This is a genomic window from Deinococcus marmoris DSM 12784 (assembly GCF_000701405.1).
Classification (GTDB): Bacteria; Deinococcota; Deinococci; order Deinococcales; family Deinococcaceae; genus Deinococcus; species Deinococcus marmoris.
This window is the reverse complement of sequence record NZ_JNIV01000020.1, coordinates 24,341-42,363: the sequence shown is the minus strand read 5'-3', so window position 1 is coordinate 42,363 and position 18,023 is coordinate 24,341. Positions and strand designations below refer to the sequence as shown.

Annotated in this window: 16 protein-coding genes; 11 read left to right on the top strand and 5 right to left on the bottom strand. The window is 64.6% G+C overall.

Going from position 1 to position 18,023, the window contains the following annotated elements:
- Positions 1 to 38: 38 nt before the first annotated feature.
- The 5 genes from xylF (at position 39) to xylB (ending at position 5,891) form a co-directional block, all read left to right on the top strand.
- Positions 39 to 1,082 (top strand): D-xylose ABC transporter substrate-binding protein, encoded by a 1,044-nt coding sequence (xylF, locus tag Q319_RS0106635; RefSeq protein WP_156039199.1) that lies wholly within the window; start codon positions 39 to 41, stop codon positions 1,080 to 1,082.
- 94 nt (positions 1,083 to 1,176) lie between these two features.
- Positions 1,177 to 2,400, top strand: a complete 1,224-nt coding sequence (locus tag Q319_RS0106630; protein ID WP_029481317.1) for a sugar ABC transporter permease — start codon at positions 1,177 to 1,179, stop codon at positions 2,398 to 2,400.
- Positions 2,397 to 3,176, top strand: coding sequence for an ATP-binding cassette domain-containing protein (locus tag Q319_RS0106625; RefSeq protein WP_029481315.1), 780 nt, complete (start codon positions 2,397 to 2,399; stop codon positions 3,174 to 3,176). The genes Q319_RS0106630 and Q319_RS0106625 overlap by 4 nt, the downstream gene beginning before the upstream one ends.
- Before the next feature lie 67 nt (positions 3,177 to 3,243).
- On the top strand, positions 3,244 to 4,410 hold the full coding sequence (xylA, locus tag Q319_RS0106620; RefSeq protein WP_029481314.1) for a xylose isomerase: 1,167 nt from the start codon (positions 3,244 to 3,246) through the stop codon (positions 4,408 to 4,410).
- Complete coding sequence (gene xylB, locus Q319_RS0106615; RefSeq protein WP_029481313.1) at positions 4,407 to 5,891, top strand: xylulokinase; 1,485 nt, start codon at positions 4,407 to 4,409, stop codon at positions 5,889 to 5,891. The genes xylA and xylB overlap by 4 nt, the downstream gene beginning before the upstream one ends.
- 74 nt (positions 5,892 to 5,965) lie before the next feature.
- On the opposite strand, the gene Q319_RS0106610 is transcribed toward xylB, so the two are convergent.
- From Q319_RS0106610 to Q319_RS0106590, 5 genes are all read right to left on the bottom strand, one after another.
- Entirely contained in the window at positions 5,966 to 6,451 is a 486-nt protein-coding gene (locus tag Q319_RS0106610) for a DUF302 domain-containing protein (RefSeq protein WP_081845920.1), read from the bottom strand.
- Between the two features lie 82 nt (positions 6,452 to 6,533).
- Entirely contained in the window at positions 6,534 to 7,364 is an 831-nt protein-coding gene (locus Q319_RS0106605) for a tryptophan 2,3-dioxygenase (RefSeq protein WP_029481309.1), read from the bottom strand.
- A complete protein-coding gene (gene kynU / locus Q319_RS0106600) occupies positions 7,361 to 8,602 on the bottom strand; it encodes a kynureninase (RefSeq protein WP_029481307.1) in 1,242 nt (413 codons plus the stop codon). Before kynU ends, Q319_RS0106605 begins: the two co-directional genes overlap by 4 nt.
- A 194-nt stretch (positions 8,603 to 8,796) precedes the next feature.
- Positions 8,797 to 9,687 carry an ROK family protein gene (locus tag Q319_RS0106595; RefSeq protein WP_029481305.1) on the bottom strand — a complete coding sequence of 297 codons (891 nt, stop codon included), beginning with the start codon at positions 9,685 to 9,687 and terminating at the stop codon, positions 8,797 to 8,799.
- A gap of 61 nt (positions 9,688 to 9,748) precedes the next feature.
- A complete protein-coding gene (locus Q319_RS0106590; protein WP_029481302.1) occupies positions 9,749 to 10,804 on the bottom strand; it encodes a LacI family DNA-binding transcriptional regulator in 1,056 nt (351 codons plus the stop codon).
- A gap of 300 nt (positions 10,805 to 11,104) precedes the next feature.
- Between Q319_RS0106590 and Q319_RS0106585 the strand changes: the two genes are divergently transcribed.
- The 6 genes from Q319_RS0106585 (at position 11,105) to Q319_RS0106560 (ending at position 17,828) form a co-directional block, all read left to right on the top strand.
- The gene (locus Q319_RS0106585; RefSeq protein ID WP_029481300.1) at positions 11,105 to 12,433 is read left to right on the top strand and encodes an ABC transporter substrate-binding protein; all 1,329 of its coding nucleotides are present in this window, start codon (positions 11,105 to 11,107) and stop codon (positions 12,431 to 12,433) included.
- A gap of 164 nt (positions 12,434 to 12,597) precedes the next feature.
- Entirely contained in the window at positions 12,598 to 13,527 is a 930-nt protein-coding gene (locus Q319_RS0106580; RefSeq protein WP_029481298.1) for a carbohydrate ABC transporter permease, read from the top strand.
- A gap of 1 nt (position 13,528) precedes the next feature.
- A complete protein-coding gene (locus Q319_RS0106575; protein ID WP_029481297.1) occupies positions 13,529 to 14,386 on the top strand; it encodes a carbohydrate ABC transporter permease in 858 nt (285 codons plus the stop codon).
- Between the two features lie 63 nt (positions 14,387 to 14,449).
- Positions 14,450 to 15,118, top strand: coding sequence for a nucleoside/nucleotide kinase family protein (locus tag Q319_RS0106570; RefSeq protein WP_081845919.1), 669 nt, complete (start codon positions 14,450 to 14,452; stop codon positions 15,116 to 15,118).
- A gap of 45 nt (positions 15,119 to 15,163) precedes the next feature.
- Positions 15,164 to 16,639 carry a mannitol dehydrogenase family protein gene (locus tag Q319_RS0106565; protein ID WP_029481294.1) on the top strand — a complete coding sequence of 492 codons (1,476 nt, stop codon included), beginning with the start codon at positions 15,164 to 15,166 and terminating at the stop codon, positions 16,637 to 16,639.
- A 73-nt stretch (positions 16,640 to 16,712) separates the two neighbouring features.
- On the top strand, positions 16,713 to 17,828 hold the full coding sequence (locus tag Q319_RS0106560) for an NAD(P)-dependent alcohol dehydrogenase (RefSeq protein WP_051655162.1): 1,116 nt from the start codon (positions 16,713 to 16,715) through the stop codon (positions 17,826 to 17,828).
- Positions 17,829 to 18,023 lie beyond the last annotated feature (195 nt).

Below are 18,023 nucleotides of genomic sequence, written 5' to 3'. Positions count from 1 at the left end.
TCTGTCTACTGGCGCAAAGCGCCCTATCAAGGAGTTCTATGAAACGAATGGGCATTTTAACCGCAGTTCTTGGCCTGAGCCTTCTCGCCTCGCCCGCACTGGCACAGAAGCAAGTGGTGGTGGGCGTCAGTTGGTCCAATTTTCAGGAGGAGCGCTGGAAGACCGATGAAGCGGCGATCAAGGCCCAACTGGACAAGCTGGGGGCCAAGTACATCAGCGCCGATGCCCAGAGTTCCAACGAAAAACAGCTCTCGGACATTGAAAGTCTGGTGACGCGCGGCGCAACCGTGCTGCTGGTGCTGGCCCAGGACACCGAGGCCGTGCTGCCCGCCATTGCCAAGGCCAAGGCCGACGGCATCCCCGTCGTTTCGTATGACCGCCTGATTGAAGACCCCTGGGCTTTTTACATCTCCTTTGACAACAAGGAAGTCGGGCGCTTGCAGGCCAGGATGATCCTGAACGCCAAGCCCAAGGGCAATTACGCCTTTATCAAGGGCAGTCCCAGCGATCCCAACGCGGCGCTGCTGTACGCTGGGCAACTGGAAGTGCTGGACAAGGCGATCAAGTCCGGCGCGATCAAGAACGTGGGCAGCCAGTTCACTGAAGGCTGGCAGCCCGAGATCGCCCAGCGCAACATGGAGCAGATGCTGACCGCCAACCAGAACAAGATTGACGCGGTGGTGGCCTCCAATGACGGCACGGCAGGGGGCGCGGTCTCGGCACTGGCGGGCGTGGGGCTGGCGGGTAAGATTCCCGTCTCGGGTCAGGACGCCGACAAGGCCGCCCTGAACCGGATTGCCAGAGGACTGCAAACGGGCACCGTCTGGAAGGACTCGCGCACGCTGGGAACGGAAGCGGCCAAGATCGCCGTGCAACTGGCGGGCGGCACCAAGGTCAATGCCGTCAAGGGCAGCAGCACCTTTAACGGTGGCCCTAGGAAGGTGGCCGTGTCCAGCATTCTCCTGAAGCCGGTGGTGGTCACCAAGGCCAACCTCGGCACGCTGATCACCGCCAAGTGGGCCACCAAGGCCGAAATCTGCAACGGCGTGACGGGCGCTGCGGCCCCGGCAGCCTGCCGCTAAACCCCTAGACCGTTTCAGGGGGAAATGAACAGGGCCAGTCTGTCGCCCGTCATTTCCCCTTTCGCATGCCGCTCCTACTGCGGCCTGGAGGACTATGCAAAGTGTCAAGACCGTTCCAACCACGCCGCCTAAGCGATTACTGGCGCAACTGGGGATTGATGGCCGCCTGCTGTTCATGGTGCTGGCGATTGCCGGAATCTGGATCGCTTTTAACCTGCTGACCGGCGGGGTCTTCATCACCTCGCGCAATTTGTGGAACCTGTCGGTGCAGACCGCGTCGGTGGGCGTGATGGTCAGCGGCATGGTGCTGGTCATCGTGATGCGCAACATTGACCTGTCCATCGGGTCCATCCTGGGCTTCACGGGGATGGCGATGGCGGTCCTGAACATCCGGGTGTTCACGGAGGATACGTGGTGGGGCGCGCTGCTCACGCTGGCGCTGGGGCTGCTGCTGGGGCTGGGCATCGGCATGTTGCAGGGAACGTGGGTGGCGCTGCTGGGCGTGCCGTCCTTTATCGTCACCCTGGGCGGCCTGCTGATCTTCCGGGGCGGCGCGTGGCTGCTGACCAGCGGCCAGACGGTTGCGCCCCTGACCGAGACCTTCCAGATTCTGGGCGGCGGCCTGAACGGCTCGATTGGCGGCCCGGCAAGCTGGGGCGTGGGCGTGCTGATCGCGGCGGCCATCGTGTGGACGGACCTGCGGAACTATCAGCAGCGGGCCAGACGCGGGCTGCCCAACCGCTCCGCCACCCTGCAATTCGCCTTCACGGGCGTCACGCTGGCGCTGGTGCTGGCCTTCGTGCTGGTGATGAATAGCTACCCCGATCCCCGCAGCGGCCTGCCACGCGGGATGCCGGTGCCGGTGCTGATCATGCTGGCGGTCACGGCAATCATGATGTGGGTGGTCCGCGCCACCCGTTTTGGCCGCTATGTGTTCGCCTACGGCGGTAACCCGGAAGCCGCGCGGCTGGCCGGGATCAACACCACCCGCCTGACCATTCTGGTCTTCGGCATCATGGGCATGCTGGCCGCCCTGGCCGGGGCGATTCAAACGGCCCGTCTGAACGCCGGGACCAACTCCACCGGCACCCTGGCCGAACTGAGCGTGATCGCGGCGGCCGTTATTGGCGGAACATCGCTGGCGGGCGGCACGGGCAGCATTCCCGGCGCATTTCTGGGAGCGATTCTGATGGCGAGCCTGATCAACGGCATGTTGCTGCTGGATCTGCCCAGCGCGTGGCAGAACGTGGTGCAGGGATTGGTGCTGATGCTGGCGGTCACGCTGGACGGCATCTTCCAGCGCAGGCGGGCCAAATGAGCGCAGCCTTTTCCCCTAACAGCGTCACTCCGCTGGTGGAGGCGCGTGGCATCTCCAAGAGTTTCGGCGGGATCCACGCGCTGGAGGACGTGAACATCAGCCTGGCCCCCGGTGAGGTGCTGGGATTGCTGGGCCACAACGGCGCGGGCAAGTCCACCCTGATCAAGATGCTTTCCGGGGCGTACACCGCCGACGCCGGGCAGATACTGATGAACGGGCAGGAGGTGAAACTGACCAGCCCCCGCGCCGCGCAGAAGCTGGGGATTGAAACCATTTACCAGAATCTGGCGCTGGCCGACAACCTGGATGTGGCGGCCAACATTTTCCTGGGGCGCGAGTTGCTGCGTGGTGGCACGCTGGACGAGGACACGATGGAGCTGGAGGCCCGCAAGGTGCTGGACCGCCTGAAGGTCAATCTGCCGGACCTCAAGAAACCCGTTTTTAACCTGTCGGGCGGGCAGCGCCAGTGTATCGCCATCAGCCGGGCCATTTATTTCAAGGCCAGAGTGCTGATCATGGACGAACCCACCGCCGCCCTGGGGCCGCAGGAAACGCATCAGGTCAACGAGCTGATCAAATCGCTGAAGACCGAGGGCGTGGGCATCTTCCTGATCAGCCACGACATGCATGACGTGTTCGATCTGGCAGACCGCGTGACCGTTATGAAAAACGGGAAAGTGGTGGGCAGCGCCCTGACCTCACAGATCACGCAGGACGAGGTGCTGGAGATGATCATCGCGGGCAAGTTGCCGGGGCGGGATGTGCTGACGCTCTAGACGTTCTGCCCACTGCCACTCTGCTCAAATCAAACTGAAATCGTTTTCGTTGTACCCTAGGAGAACCATGACCAACTTTACCCCCACCGCCGCAGACCGTTTTACCTTTGGCCTCTGGACCGTCGGCAACGTCGGACGCGATCCATTCGGGGAACCCACCCGGCAGCCGATCAGCGCACCGTACATCGTGCGGAAGCTGGCCGAACTGGGCGCATCGGGCATTAACCTGCACGACAACGATCTGGTGCCGATTGACGCCACGGCTGCCGAGCGCGACAGGATTGTTTCAGACCTGAAAGCTGCGCTGGCTGAAACCGGGCTGAAGGTGCCGATGGCGACTACCAACCTGTTTGGCGACCCGGCGTTCAAGGACGGCGCGTTCACCAGTGCGGACCGCCGAGTTCGCGCCTACGCCCTGCAAAAGACCATGCGCTCTATGGACCTGGGGGCCGAGTTGGGCGCAAAAACCTACGTGTTCTGGGGGGGCCGCGAGGGAACCGAGGTGGACGCGGGCGGCAAGCTGCTGGACGCGCTGGCGTGGTTCCGCGAGAGCCTCAACTTTCTGGCCGAATACAGCGAATCGCAGGGCTACGGCTACCGCTTCGCGCTGGAACCCAAGCCCAACGAGCCGCGCGCTGACATCTTCCTGCCCACCGTGGGCAGCGCTCTGGGCTTCATTCCCACGCTGGACAAACCGGAATTGTTCGGCGTCAACCCCGAATTTGCCCACGAGACGATGGCGGGCCTCAGCTTTCCGCATGCCATTGCTCAGGCGCTGGATGCGGGTAAGCTGTTCCACATTGACCTGAACGATCAGAAGATGGGCCGCTTTGACCAGGATCTGCGTTTCGGCGCGGAGAACATCAAGGGCGCGTTCTTTACGGTCATGCTGTTGGAAGACACGGGTTACAGCGGCCCGCTGCACTTTGACGCCCACGCCCTGCGGACCGAGGACGAGGCGGGCGTGTGGGCCTTTGCGCGCGGCTGTATGCGGACCTACCTGATTCTCAAGGACAAGGTGGCGCAGTTCCATGCCGATCCCGAGATCACGGCGGCGCTGGAGGCGTACCGCGTGGAGGACACGGAGCTGGCCACCCTGAGCAAGTTCTCGCCCGAGAATGCCGAGGCCCTCAAGAACCGCGAATTTGACCGTGAGGCGCTGGGCGTGCGTGGGCTGGGTCTGGAAGCCCTGGACCAGATGACCATTGAGCTGCTGATGGGCGTGCGCGGGTGAGCCAGCCCGTCAAAACCCAGCCAGTCACGCTGGGCATTGACATCGGCACCAGCGGCGTCAAGGCTGTGGCGCTGGACGCGGGCGGGGCAGTTGTCGCCAGCACCACGCGCACCTATCCCCTGCTGACGCCTCAGCCCGGCTGGACTGAGCAGCGCCCGCAGGACTGGGCGTCAGCCACTCTGGACGCGCTTAAAGAACTGGCTGGGACGTTGAAAGCAGATGGCCGCACGCCGCTGGCCCTGGGCCTCAGCGGGCAGATGCATGGCGCGGTCTTTCTGGACGCGGACGGCGAGGTGATTCGCCCCGCGCCCCTCTGGAACGATCAGCGTACCGGGGCGGCGGTGGATGAGATTGAGGCTAAGATTCCGCGTGAGGAGCTGATCGCCCGCACGGGCAACCGCGCCGTGACTGGATTTCAGTTGCCCAAGGTGCTGTGGCTCCGTCAGGCCGAGCCGGAGAACTTCGCCCGCCTGCACAAAGTGCTGCTGCCCAAGGATTACCTGGGCTACGTGCTGACCGGGAATTTCTTCACCGAGCCATCGGATGCTTCGGGCATCGGGGCGCTGAATCTGACGAATAAGACGTGGGATACGGAAGTCTTGAACGCCCTTTCTCTGAACGTGGACCTATTCCCAGAGGTGGTGGATTCCTGGGCGGTGGTGGGGCAGATTCTGCCTGAGATGGCGGCGCAAACCGGACTGCCTGTTGACCTGAAAATTGTGGCGGGTGGCGGCGACAATGCGGCGGCGGGGATTGGCCTGGGCCTGGGCGCACACCGCCCCGGCGTGGGCAGCGTCAGCCTGGGCACCAGCGGCGTGCTGTTCGCCCCGCTGGACACGCCTACCCCCGATCCGCAGGGCCGCGTCCACCTGTTCGCCCACGCCGACGGCGGCTACAACCTGCTGGGCGTCACGCTGGCCTGCGCCGGGGCGCTGCAATGGTTCCATGATGCGCTGGCTCCCGAAACGGATTTTGCGGACCTGCTGGCCGAGGCTGGAACGGTCCCGGACGGTGCGGAGGGCGTGACCTTCCTCCCTTACCTTGCCGGGGAACGCAGCCCGCTGATGAATCCCGACTTGCGCGGCTCATGGTCTGGCCTGAGTCTGGCGCACCGCCGCCCACACTTGGTTCGCGCGCTGCTGGAAGGCACGGTCTGCGCCCTGTCTGACACGTACAGGGTGATGCAGCCCCTTTCCAGTCTGACCACGCTGCTCTCCACGGGCGGCGGCGCACGCAGTGACCTGTGGCTGGGCATGGTCAGCGGCGCGCTGGAATTGCCTGTCCAGCACATTGAACATGCTCCCGGTGCGGCAGAGGGCGCGGCCCTGCTCGCCATGCCTGCCGCCGGACTGTTTCCCGATCTGAAAGCGGTGATGGACACGCTCAGGCCGGGGGGAGAGGCCGTGGCCGCGCAGCCGATGGGGCAGGCTTTGAAACAGCATGAGCAGGCGCTGGCGGCATTGCCTGACCTCAACGCCTGAACCGCAATTTTTCAGAGCAAACGCGAAGGGTCCCGGCTATGACGGCGGGACCCTTCGCGTTTGTCCGCGCCGCCCTACTTCAGCGCGTTCATGGCGATCATCTTCAGCGCGCCGCCCGCTTTGGCAAATGCCTCGTTGCAACCCACCGCATTGTGGCGTGACATCAGGTAGGCCAGATCGTTGTAGGTCAGCCAGACCTGCCCGGCGGCGTCCTGATACGACAGGAATTTGACGGGCAGGTCAATCGCCACCGTCTGCGCGCACTGCATCAGCGTCGTGCCGCCCTTCGGGTTGCCCACCAGCAGCACCTCGGTGGGGCGCAGTTCCAGACCCACCTTCTGCGCCGCTTGGGCGTGGTTGATGCGTGCGGCCACGCCAAAATCCAGGGCCGCCGCCGCACTTGTTACCCGGTCCAGCGTCTCGCCCACGCTGTAGGTGCTGGGCAAACTGATCAGGCCACTGGCCACTGGCGCTGCCCCTCCGGCGGAAGCGAGGCCAAGATTGGCGGTGAGGGCGGCAGCCAGGGTAGCGGCGCTCAATAGAGTCGGGAATTTTGACATGGGAACTCCTCTTGAAAGTCGGCGGTCTGAACGGGCGGATATTCTCAGTACGCTGGCTGAGCAATCTGGGTTCAATTCTGTCCTATAGCCGCGTCCGCACTTCCCACAATTCCGGGAACAGCACCACACCCAGCACGCCGCGCAGGTAGCCCGCGCCGCTGGTGCCGCCCGAACCCGCCTTGAAGCCAATCGTGCGCTCCACGGTGGTCAGGTGGTTAAAGCGCCAGCGCCGGAAGTTGTCCTCCACGTCCAGCAACTTCTCGGCCAGCTCGTACAGGTCCCAGTAGGTCTGCGGATCGCGGTAGACGGTCAGCCAGGATTCCAGCACCGTTTCGTTCAGGACCGGGGGCAGGGTCAGGTCACGGTGAAGCACCTCGTCCGGCACAGGCAGCCCGCGTTCGGCCAGCAGTTTCAGGGCCAGATCGTAGACGCTGGGGGCGTTCAGCACGGCCTCCAGCGGGCCATGCAGGTCCGGGCGATGTTCGTGAGGGCGCAGCAGCACGGCGCGTCGGTTGCCCAGCAGGAATTCCACCGTGCGGTAACTGGCCGACTGGAAACCCGACGCCTGCCCGAAGGCGTGCCGGAATTGCAGATAATCGGCAGGGGTCATGGTCTTCAGGACTTCCCAGGCGTTGGTCAGTTGCTCCTGAGCGCGCACCACACGGGTCAGCATCTTCAGCGGCGCGTCGGTGATGCCGCCTTCCAGCAGGCGCATGGCTGCCCCGAGTTCGCGCACGATCAGCTCCAGCCACACTTCCGAGACGTGGTGAACGGTGATGAACAGGTGCTCGTCGTGTGCCTCGGTAATCGGCTGATGCGCGGCCTTGAGCGTATCCAGTTGCAGGTAATCGCCGTAGCTGAGGCTTTTGGAAAAGTCGGTATAGGCGCGTTCGGGAGCATTCTGGTCAGTCATGCGCCTCCTGCTAAGACCTGTTTAATGCCCTGCACGGCCCGCCACACGTCCGCGTGCGAGTGGTACAGCGGCGTGAAGCCGAAGCGCAGGATGTCCGGCGTGCGGTAGTCGCCCAGGATGCCGCTCTCGATCAGCTTTTGCATCACTTCCCGCGCCTGCGGATGCCTGTAGGAGACCTGACTGCCGCGCTCGTCGTGGTTGCGGGGCGTTACCAGCGTCAGCGGGTACTGGGCCGTCAGCGGTTCCATCAACTCCATAAACGTGTCGGTCAGCGAGAGCGATTTGGCCCGCAAAACGTTCATGTCCACATCCGCGAACACGTCCAGCGCGGCGTCCAGCGCACTCAGGCTCAGGACCGTCGGTGTGCCCACCACGTAGCGCCGTGCGCCGGGGGCGGGGGTAAATTCGCGGGCCATCTCAAAGGGGTCGGCGTGGCCCATCCAGCCGCTCAGGAAAGCGCGGGCCGAGTCCTGATGACGCTCTGCGACGAACAGAAAACTGGGTGCGCCGGGGCCGCCGTTGAGAAATTTGTAGCCGCAGCCCACCGCGAAATCTGCGCCCGCGCCGTTCAGGTCCACCGGGAAGGCCCCGGCAGAATGTGCCAGATCCCACACCGTCAGGATGCCGTGCTGGTGCGCTTTGGCCGTCAGGCCCGCCATGTCCAGCCGGTGGCCCGTGCGGTAATCCACCTCGGTCAGCAGGGTCAGGGCGACGTCTTCACTCAGGTTGGCTTCCAGTTCGGCAGATGGCACAGGCCGCAGCTCGTACTTCTCCCCCAGCAGCGCGTTCAGGCCCTGCGCCATGTACAGGTCCGTGGGGAAGTTGTCGGCGTCAGTCAGGATCACCCGGCGCTCAGGCGGGGCCATGTGCAGCGCGGCGGCCAGCAGCTTGAAGATGTTGACGCTGGTGCTGTCGCCCACCGCGACTTCGTGCGCCCCCGCGCCGATCAACGGGGCAATCTTGGCGGCCACACGGTCCGGCAGGTTCATCCAGTCCTGGGCTGCTTCAGCATTGGCGGTCCACGAGCGGATGAGCTGACCACCCCATTCCTCCTCGGCCACGCGGGCCAGGCGGGCGGGAACGGTCAGCGGCAACGCGCCCAGGCTGTTGCCGTCCAGATAGACCACGCCCTCCGGCAATTTGAATTCGGCGCGTTTGTAGGCCAGCGGATCGCGGGCGTCTTTTTCCTGCAACTGGCTCAGGGTGGAATCGGCGAACAGGCGGTCAAATACGGTCATGGTGGAACCTCGCAGTGAAAATGAAAATCCGGCCCCGGCAGCGGGGTGTGGAAAGAAAACCGCCTCAACCCGGCAGTGGACGGCCCAACTTGGCGCACCACCACGCCCGCAGCGCGTGGGCAATGGCGTTCGCCCCGGCGCGGGTGCCGTGATGGAGGCTGTCGGTTGACATTCCCCTGAGTATAGAGCGGGGTCTACTCTCGCCCGGCCCACAGCCCCGCGCCGATCAGCCCGGCATCCGCGCCCAGTTCGGCGTGAACGACTTCAGGTTGGTAGCGGGCGGGAAACTGGCTCAGGCTCCCGCGTACCCGGTCCAGGTATCCGGCCCGCAGGCCCACGCTGCCGCCCAGAGCCACACGCGTGACGCCCAGCAATGCAGCGATGTCGGCGATTTTCCACGCGATCAGCGCGGCGGAGCGGCGGTAGATCAGGTCCGCCTGGGCATTCCCGTCTTCGGCAGCGTCGGCCAGCGCGCGGGCATCGGCCAGACCCAGCGCCAGCGCCTGAGCGCCCAGGGCCGTCCCGCTCGTCTCGAACTCCAGCGGTCCCAGTTCGCCCAGCGGCGCAACCTCCGCCCCCCGTTTCCAGACCGCAGGCACGCTGACAAAGCCCAGTTCGGCGTCCAGCCCGTTGCCCGCCAGATGCAGCCGCCCACCTAGCACCAGCCCCGCGCCCACCCCGGTGCTGACGGTGATGAACATAAATTCGCCCGTGCCCCGGCCTGCCCCCCCCACGTATTCACCCCAGGCGGCGGCGCGGGCGTCGTTCAGGGCTGCACAGGGCAGCTTTAGCCCGGCCCCGATCTGATCGGCAAGCGGCACGTCGGTCCAGCCGGGAAAGGTGTGGACGGCAGTGGCCGTCACGCGCCCACCCGCCACCGCGCCCGCGCACGCCACGCCGATAGCGGCAGCTTCCGGGGCAAGCGGGGCGGCCAGTTCCAGCGCCGCTGTGGTCACGGCGTCCGGCGTGCTGGGCTTGGGGGTGCGGACCTCGGCGCGGCGGGTGATCCGCCCGCCTTCCATCAGCGCGGCGCGCATGGAGGTGCCGCCGATATCCAGGGCCAGAAGTGACGTGGGAATGGGCATGGGGGGATTACAGCACGGCGGAATTACAGCACGGCGAGGCTGGACCTCAGTGGGCCAAATCTCAGCGGGTCAGCGCCAGACTGGGCACACGGGGCGGGGCACAACTGCCGCGCACGATCAGGCGGCCTGGAAAGACCGCGTGCTGGGGCGTGGTTTCTCGGCCCGCGTCAAATCCGCCTTCCAGCGCGCGCAGCACCGCGTGGGCCGCTGCCCCGGCCATCGCCTCGACAGGCTGCTCAATCACGGTGATGGGCGGGTCCACCAGGGCGGTCCACGGGTAGTTGTCGAAGGTCAGCAGCGACAGGTCACCCGGCAGGCTCAGGCCACGCTCGCGGATGGCCCTGAACGCGCCGATGGCCTGGGTTCCGGTCAGGGCAATCAGGGCGGTGGGCGGCGTGGGCAGCGCCAGCAGTTCATGGGTCAGGTTGTAGGCGGTGTCCTCGGTCAGCAGGACCACGCGCTGGTAGTCGGGCGGCACACTCAGGCCCCGGTCCTGCATGGCCTGCGGAAAGGTGCGTGAGCGGTCTTCCGGGTGAATCTCGGGATCATAGGTGCCCAGTGCGGCAATCCGGGTGTGGCCCAGTCCGTGCAGGTAGGCCACCGCCTCACGCATGCAGCCCGTGTGATCCAGCACCACGCTGGGAAAGCCCGAGTCGTCCGGCGCATAGTCGAATTCCAGGATGAACAGTCCCCGCTCCCGCAGACGCTCCAGGTATTCACGGCTGTCGTCGCCGTAGCCGGGCCGCAGCATGATGGCGGCCACGCGCTGGCCGTACAGGCGGCGCAGTTCGGGCAGCTCCAGCCGGGCGCTGTACTCGTTCTCGCTGACGATCAGGGTGTAGTCGGCGGCCTTGAGGTGCCGGGCGGCGGCGCGGGCAAACTGCGCGAAGAACGGCTCGACGATGCTGGCCACCACCAGGCCCACCGTGCGGCTCTGGCCGCCGCGCAGGCTGCCCGCGCGCACGTCGGGTTCGTAATGCAGCTCCTGAATCGCCGCCTGTACGCGCGCCAGCGTGTCGGGCGTGAGTTTCTCGGGGTCGCGCAGCGCACGCTTGGCAGTGGTCGGTGACACCCCGGCCAGCCGCGCGACATCCTGAATCGTTGACACGCCACACATTCTAGGCGGTTTGGGCCAGATGGGTGTCCACCGACATCGGGACGCTGAGACCGAACCCCTGAAACTGAATCAGGACCGCGTTTGAGAGTGGCCTCCTGTCCATTGTCAGCCAACACTGACCTGAGTCTAAGAAATCAGATTTGACGAATGGAAAAATCTGTGATTAAGTAATGGACACGAGACCATTCATCATCTGACCGGGGACTGCTCCGGTTAATCAGAACGCGTTGACCCCATTATCTGAGGTTTGCCGTTCATTATCTCGCCGCCTGGAAACATTGCGGCGATGGAGGAAGACCCATGAAACGACTGTTGATGCTCAGCCTTGCCCTGACGGCCACCGCGCAGGCGGCCACCACCATCACCATCGCCACCGTGAACAACCCGGACATGGTGACCATGCAGAAGCTGTCGGGCGAGTTCACCAAGAAGTACCCCGATATCACCACCAAGTGGGTCGTCCTCCCCGAGAATGAACTGCGCCAGAAGGTCACGCTGGACGTGGCCAGCAATGCGGGCAGCTTCGATGTCGCCACTGTTGGGGCCTATGAAGTGCCGATCTGGGCCAAGAACGGCTGGCTGGACCCCCTGACCCCCATGTTCGCCAAGAACCCTGAAATTGCCAAGAGCTACAACCTGGCCGACGTGATCCCCGGTGTCCGCAAGGCGCTGACCGTGGGCGGCAACCTGTACGCCGTGCCCTTCTACGCCGAGAGCAGCATGACGTACTACAACAAAGACCTGTTCAAGGCTGCCGGAATCACCATGCCCACCCAGCCCACCTGGACCCAGATTCAGGGCTTTGCCGCCAAGATCCACAAGCCGGCCAGCGGTGTCTACGGCATCTGCCTGCGCGGGCTGCCGGGCTGGGGCGAGAACATGGCCGTGTTCAGCACCGTCATGAACACCTTCGGCGGGCGCTGGTACGACAACGACTGGAAGGCGCAGCTCAACTCGCCGGCCTGGAAAAACGCCATGACCTTCTACGTCGATACCATCAAGAAGTACGGCCCTCCCGGCGCGACCGGCAACGGCTTTACCGAGAACCTGACGCTGATGAGCCAGGGCAAGTGCGGCATGTGGGTGGACGCCACCGTGGCCGCCGGATTCCTGAGCGATCCCACCAGCTCCAAGATCACCAAGTCGGTGGGCTTCGCCAACGCGCCCACCGGCCCCGGGACCCCCAAGGGCAACCACTGGTACTGGAGCTGGAACCTGGCCATTCCCAAAACCACCAAGAACGAGGACGCGGCTTTCAAGTTCATCACCTGGGCCACCAGTCAGGAGTACATCGCGCTGGTCGCCAAGGAAAAGGGCACCTGGGCCTCGGTGCCCCCCGGCACGCGCACCAGCACCTACAACAATGCCAACTACAAAAAGGCCGCCGGAGCTTTCAGCGGACTGGTGCAGAGTGCCATCAACAGCGCCGACGTGAACGCTGCCACCAAGGACCCCGTGCCCTACTCGGGCATCCAGTACGTCGCCATCCCGCAGTTCCAGGCGCTGGGCACCCAGGTCGGTCAGTTCCTGGCCGGGGCCATCAGCGGCCAGACCACCGTGGATCAGGCGCTGAAGCAGGCCCAGGACGCCGCCACCAAGGTCGCCAAGGAAGGCGGCTACCAGAAATAAACCCCAGCGCTTCTGATCACCGCTAAAGGAGGAGGCTGGGCCACGTTGCCCGGCTCCTCCTCGCCTTTGGCCGGAAAGAGGCCGCGCTGAACCGGACTGCCGCCCGCGCCCCGCCTTTCAAGTGCCGGGTGCCGGGACGGCCACCACTGCCACAAGGGGATCCCATGACCACCATCGCCAACCCCACCACCACCACGGCCAGTCCGCCCGCACCCAAACGTGGTCTGCGCCTGACCCCCGCCGTACTGATCTGGCCCGCCATGCTGTACCTGATCCTGACCACTCAGGTGCCGTTCTTCATGACGGTGTACTACTCGTTCTTCAACTACAACCTGGTCATTCCCGACAACCGGCCCTTCATCGGGTTTGGCAATTACGCCACGCTGCTGACCAACCCGCAGAACCTGCAAGTCGTGCTGAACACCGTCGTGCTGGCGGGCGGAACGCTGCTTCTGACCCTGTTCATTGGCGGCGCGATGGCCATGCTCCTGAACCGCAACTTTCCGGGGCGCGGGCTGCTGCGGACCCTGATGATCAGCTCGTTTCTGGTCATGCCCATCGTCACGGCGGTGGTCTGGAAGAACATGCTGCTCAATCCGGTGTTCGGCTTCTTCTCGTGGGTGGTGACCTCACTGGGTGGGCAGCCGGTGGACTGGCTGGCGCAGTACCCGATGGCCAGCGTGATCGCCATGATCACCTGGGAATGGACCCCTTTTGCCATGCTGATCCTGCTGACCGGGTTGCAGAGCCTGCCCGACGATCAACTGGAGGCCGCTCGCCTGGACGGGGCCAGTCCCTTGCAGGAGTTCCAGCACATCGTCATGCCGCACTGGGCGCAGGCCATTCAGGTGGTGGTGCTGATGGAAACCATCGCGCTGCTCCAGGTCTACGGCGAGATCTACGGATCGACCTCCGGGGGACCGGGGCTGGCGACCACCAACCTGCCGTATTTCATCTACCAGAAGGCTTTTGCCGAGTACAACATCGGACTGGCCAGCGCGGCAGGGGTGATTACCGTGATCCTCACCAACATTCTGGCGGTCTACCTGCTGCGGATGATCAGCCGCACCACCGCAAGCAACAGAGGGGGATAACATGACGGCCATTCCCAGCAGTTCAATGCCAGTCAAACGCGACAAGAGCCGCATCAGGGTTCGCAATACCATTCTGACGATCATTACCTACCTGATCGCCATCGCCTTCCTGTTTCCGCTGGTGTGGATGTTCCTGGCCGCCTTTAAAACTGAGGCGCAGGCTTTCGCCGTTCCGCCCGTCTTCGCCTTCGCGCCGATTCTGGAGAACTTCCAGAACGCGCTGCCCAGTTACTTTCCGGCGCTCAAGAACAGCCTGATTGCGGCCATTGGCAGCACCGTGCTGGCCTTTGTGCTGGGCCTGCCCGCCGCCTTTGCGCTGGCCGTCTACCCCACCACCCGCGCGCAGGGCACGCTGACCTGGATGCTGTCCACCAAGATGATGCCCGCCGTGGGCGTGATCGTGCCCATCTTCTTGCTGTTCCGTGACCTGAGCCTGCTGGACACCCTGCCGGGATTGATCCTGATGTACACCACCATGAACCTGCCGCTGGTGGTGTGGATGATGCACAGCTACATGACCGAGATCCCCTTTGCCATCTACGAGGCGGCCAAGGTGGACGGCGCATCGGTGGCGCAGGAATTCTTCGGCATCGCGCTGCCGCTGTCCACGCCAGGGATGGCCGCCACCGCGCTGCTGGCGGTCATCTTCGCGTGGAATGAGGTCTTTTTCGCCGTCAATCTGACCAGTTCGGACGCCGCGCCCCTGAGCGTCTTCATCAGCTCGTTCAAGACCAGCATGGGCCTGTTCTGGGCGCAGATGAGCGCCGCCGCCGCGTTGACCGTACTGCCGGTGCTGATCTTCGGCTGGGTGGCTCAGCGCCAGTTGATCCGTGGCCTGAGCTTCGGAGCCGTCAAATAAATCCAGCAGGCGCGCCGTTGCCAATTTTGCCTTCCACCTCTTACCCTTAAATGGAGAACCGAGATGACTATCCCACGCCCTGACCCACAACTGGCCCCGCCCGAAACCATCCGGGCAACCCTGGCCCAGTTGCTGGTGCGGGCGCGGGCCATGATCGTTCCCGGCGAGCGGCGCATTCTGGGCATCGTGGGTGCGCCGGGAGCGGGCAAGTCCACCCTCTGCGCGGCGCTGGCAGACGCTCTGGGCGATCAGGCGGCGCTGGTGGGGATGGACGGCTTTCATCTGGCGAATGCCGAACTGGTGCGGTTGGGCCGACGCGGGCGCAAGGGCGCACCCGAGACCTTCGACGCTGGCGGCTATGCGGCGCTGCTGGAGCGGCTGCGCGCCGAGAAAGATCAGACGGTTTACGCCCCTACATTTGACCGCCAGCTCGAAGAATCCATCGGGAGTGCCATTCCCATTTCCGCAGGCACGCCCCTGATTCTGACCGAGGGCAATTACCTGCTGCTGGAGGACGGCGAATGGGAAAGGGTCAGACCCGCGCTGGACGCCGCATGGTTTCTGGAATTGCCCGACGGTCTGCGGATGGAGCGGCTGATCTCCCGCCACGTCGCTTACGGCAAAGCACAGGCCGAAGCCCAGGGCTGGGTGGAGGCGGTGGACGGCCCGAACGCCGCCCTGATCCATGCCACCCGCACCCGCGCCGACCTGATCGTGCAACTCGCCGAATGAAGTCCCCTCTCTTTCCTGTCTCGATACCCTGCTGGAGCGTCATCCATGACCAAACTTAATCTGGAAAATCTCGGTCAGTTCGGCCCTGGTGTGGCCGTTCCCGACTACGATCCCCGCACGTTGAGGACCGGCATCGTGCATTTCGGCGTCGGCGGCTTTCACCGCTCGCACGAGGCGATGTACCTGGACCGGGTTTTGAATGCCGGGGATCATGCCGACTGGGGCATCTGCGGCGTGGGTGTGCTGCCCGGAGACACGAAGATGCGCGAGGTGCTGGAGGCGCAGGATCACCTGTATACCCTGGTGACCAAATCACCGGCAGGCGACGTGGATACGCGGGTGATTGGCTCGGTCCACGACTTCCTGTTTGCCCCCGACGATCCCGAATGGGTGATCGAGAAGCTGGCCGATCCTGCCACGCGCATCGTCTCGCTGACCGTCACCGAGGGCGGCTACAACCTGAACAACGCGACGGGCGAGTTCGATCCCACAGGCGCGGATATCGCCCACGATCTGCAAGCGGGCGCAGTGCCCAGAACGGTGTTCGGCCTGATCACTGAGGGCCTGCGCCGCCGCCGCGAACGCAGCATTCCGCCCTTCACTGTCATGTCCTGCGACAACATCCAGGGCAACGGCCATGTGACCCAGAAGGTGCTGAGTGCCTTCGCGCGCCTCAAGAACGCCGATCTGGGCGAGTGGATCGCCCGCGAGGTGGCGTTTCCCAACTCGATGGTGGACCGCATCACGCCCATGACCACGGATCAGGACCGGCAGGAACTGGCCGCACAGTCGGGCATCGAGGACGGCTGGCCGGTGGTGGGCGAGAGCTTCACACAGTGGGTTTTGGAAGACCATTTCACGCTGGGACGGCCCCCGCTGGAAACGGTGGGCGTGCAGGTGGTGGCAGACGTGGAACCCTACGAGCTGATGAAGCTGCGGCTGCTGAACGCTGGGCATCAGGCGATGGGCTACCTGGGGCTGCTGGCCGGATACACCTACGCGCATGAAGTCTGCCGCCAGCCCGTGTTCGTGAATTTTCTGCTGGGCTACATGTCCCGCGAGGGTGCGCCGACGCTGAGACCTGTTCCCGGCGTTGATCTCGACGCCTATCAGCACCAGTTGATCGAACGCTTTGCCAGCACCGCCATTCAGGACACCCTGTCCCGCCTGATCTTCGACGGCTCCGAGCGCATTCCCAAATTCCTGCTGCCGGTGGTGCGCGGTCAACTGGCGGGGGAGGGTGAGATCAGCCACGCCGCGCTGGTGGTGGCGTCGTGGGCGGCGTATCTGGAGGCGGTGGATGCGGGTGGCCCGGTTCCGCCGCTCCAGGATCAGCGCGGTCCGGCCCTGCTCGAGGCTGTGCGCCGCGAGGCCACGCAGCCCGGCGCGTTCCTGCAACAGAAGGAACTGTTCGGTGATCTGGGTGACGATCCGCGCTTCAGGTCTGCTTATCTGGCCGCCCGCGAGAGCCTGCGTCAGCGTGGACCAGTGGGCGCAATCGAGGCGCTGGCCAGCCGGTAGCGCTGATAGTTGGCGTCTGGACCCCAATACGCTGTCCCTCCCCTCCACTTCTTCCGCACATTGAGGCCCCCCCATGACTTCTATTGACCATCCCCCAACATCATCTGAAACGCAGACCTTCTCTGGAACGCAGACCTCCCGCACCAGTGTCCTGCACGGCATCCGCGAGCTGAAATGGGAAACGCGTGAGGTTCCCTCTCCTGGCCCCCATGAGGTGCGCGTGCGCGTGCGGCGCATCGGCGTGTGCGGCAGCGACGTGCATTACTACACCCACGGACGCATCGGCCCTTTTGTCGTCGAAGCTCCGCTGGTGCTGGGCCATGAAGTCATGGGCGTGGTTGAAGCCCTGGGACCGGACGTAACCGGTTTGCAGGTGGGTGACCGGGTGGCGCTGGAGCCGGGCTACCCGTGCCGCCGCTGCGCGTACTGCAAGCGTGGCGAGTACAACCTGTGCCCGCACATGACCTTCATGGCCACGCCCCCGGTCAACGGCGCGCTGGGCGAGTACGTGGTCTGGCCCGACGACTTCGCTTTCAAACTCCCTGACAGCATCAGTGACGATGCGGGCGCGCTGCTGGAGCCGCTGGCGGTGGGCATCTGGGCGGCCCGCAAGGGGAATGTGGGGCCAGGGGACAGCGTGGCGGTGTTTGGCGCAGGTCCCATTGGCTGCACCACCATTCAGGCGGCCAGGGCGGCGGGGGCCACCACCATCATCGCCGTCGATCTTGAAGACTTCCGGCTGGAACTGGCGCGCAAGGTGGGGGCCACGCACACCATCAACGCCCGTCATGAAGACGTGCTGGCCGTGATCCGCGAGTTGACGAGAGGCGATCTCCCGCTGTCTCACGCCGGGGTCGATGTGTCTTTCGAGACGGCGGGCAGCCTGCCCACCACGCGCATGACGCTGGCCGCGCCGCGTCCCGGTGGCCGCGCCGTGCTGGTGGGCCTGCCCGCGGATCCCGAGGTCAGCCTGGATATCGTCTCGGCGGCCAGCCGCGAGGTCACGCTGCGCGGCGTGTTCCGCTATGCCAACTGCTATCCGGCAGCCATCGCGCTGGTGGCCAGCGGCGCAATCGATCTGGACGCACTGGTCACGCACCGCTACGCCTTCGATCAGACCCCCGAAGCCTTCGAGTTCGCTGACCACGAGAAAAAGGCGAGCATGAAGGTGATGATCGACGTGAGCTGATCCTGACGCCGATAAGATCGTTTGCAAAAACGGCTTGATCTGGGCGGATGCGCGAGTGAGCAAGGCGGGTTTCAGTCTGGTGACGAAGCAGACAAGATCCATCTCATCTGGAGATCTTGAGGGTGCATCAAAAACAGCAGATCAACGCTGCAATTGTGCTGACCTTCGCGAGGTTATTGGTCAGGCTGCCTGACT

Coding starts and splice junctions, on each gene's coding strand:
- xylF (WP_156039199.1), top strand. CDS start 39: ATGAAACGAATGGGCATTTTAACCGCAGTTCTTGGCCTGAGCCTTCTC.
- Q319_RS0106630 (WP_029481317.1), top strand. CDS start 1,177: ATGCAAAGTGTCAAGACCGTTCCAACCACGCCGCCTAAGCGATTACTG.
- Q319_RS0106625 (WP_029481315.1), top strand. CDS start 2,397: ATGAGCGCAGCCTTTTCCCCTAACAGCGTCACTCCGCTGGTGGAGGCG.
- xylA (WP_029481314.1), top strand. CDS start 3,244: ATGACCAACTTTACCCCCACCGCCGCAGACCGTTTTACCTTTGGCCTC.
- Q319_RS0106610 (WP_081845920.1), bottom strand. CDS start 6,451: ATGTCAAAATTCCCGACTCTATTGAGCGCCGCTACCCTGGCTGCCGCC.
- Q319_RS0106605 (WP_029481309.1), bottom strand. CDS start 7,364: ATGACTGACCAGAATGCTCCCGAACGCGCCTATACCGACTTTTCCAAA.
- kynU (WP_029481307.1), bottom strand. CDS start 8,602: ATGACCGTATTTGACCGCCTGTTCGCCGATTCCACCCTGAGCCAGTTG.
- Q319_RS0106595 (WP_029481305.1), bottom strand. CDS start 9,687: ATGCCCATTCCCACGTCACTTCTGGCCCTGGATATCGGCGGCACCTCC.
- Q319_RS0106590 (WP_029481302.1), bottom strand. CDS start 10,804: ATGTGTGGCGTGTCAACGATTCAGGATGTCGCGCGGCTGGCCGGGGTG.
- Q319_RS0106585 (WP_029481300.1), top strand. CDS start 11,105: ATGAAACGACTGTTGATGCTCAGCCTTGCCCTGACGGCCACCGCGCAG.
- Q319_RS0106580 (WP_029481298.1), top strand. CDS start 12,598: ATGACCACCATCGCCAACCCCACCACCACCACGGCCAGTCCGCCCGCA.
- Q319_RS0106575 (WP_029481297.1), top strand. CDS start 13,529: ATGACGGCCATTCCCAGCAGTTCAATGCCAGTCAAACGCGACAAGAGC.
- Q319_RS0106570 (WP_081845919.1), top strand. CDS start 14,450: ATGACTATCCCACGCCCTGACCCACAACTGGCCCCGCCCGAAACCATC.
- Q319_RS0106565 (WP_029481294.1), top strand. CDS start 15,164: ATGACCAAACTTAATCTGGAAAATCTCGGTCAGTTCGGCCCTGGTGTG.
- Q319_RS0106560 (WP_051655162.1), top strand. CDS start 16,713: ATGACTTCTATTGACCATCCCCCAACATCATCTGAAACGCAGACCTTC.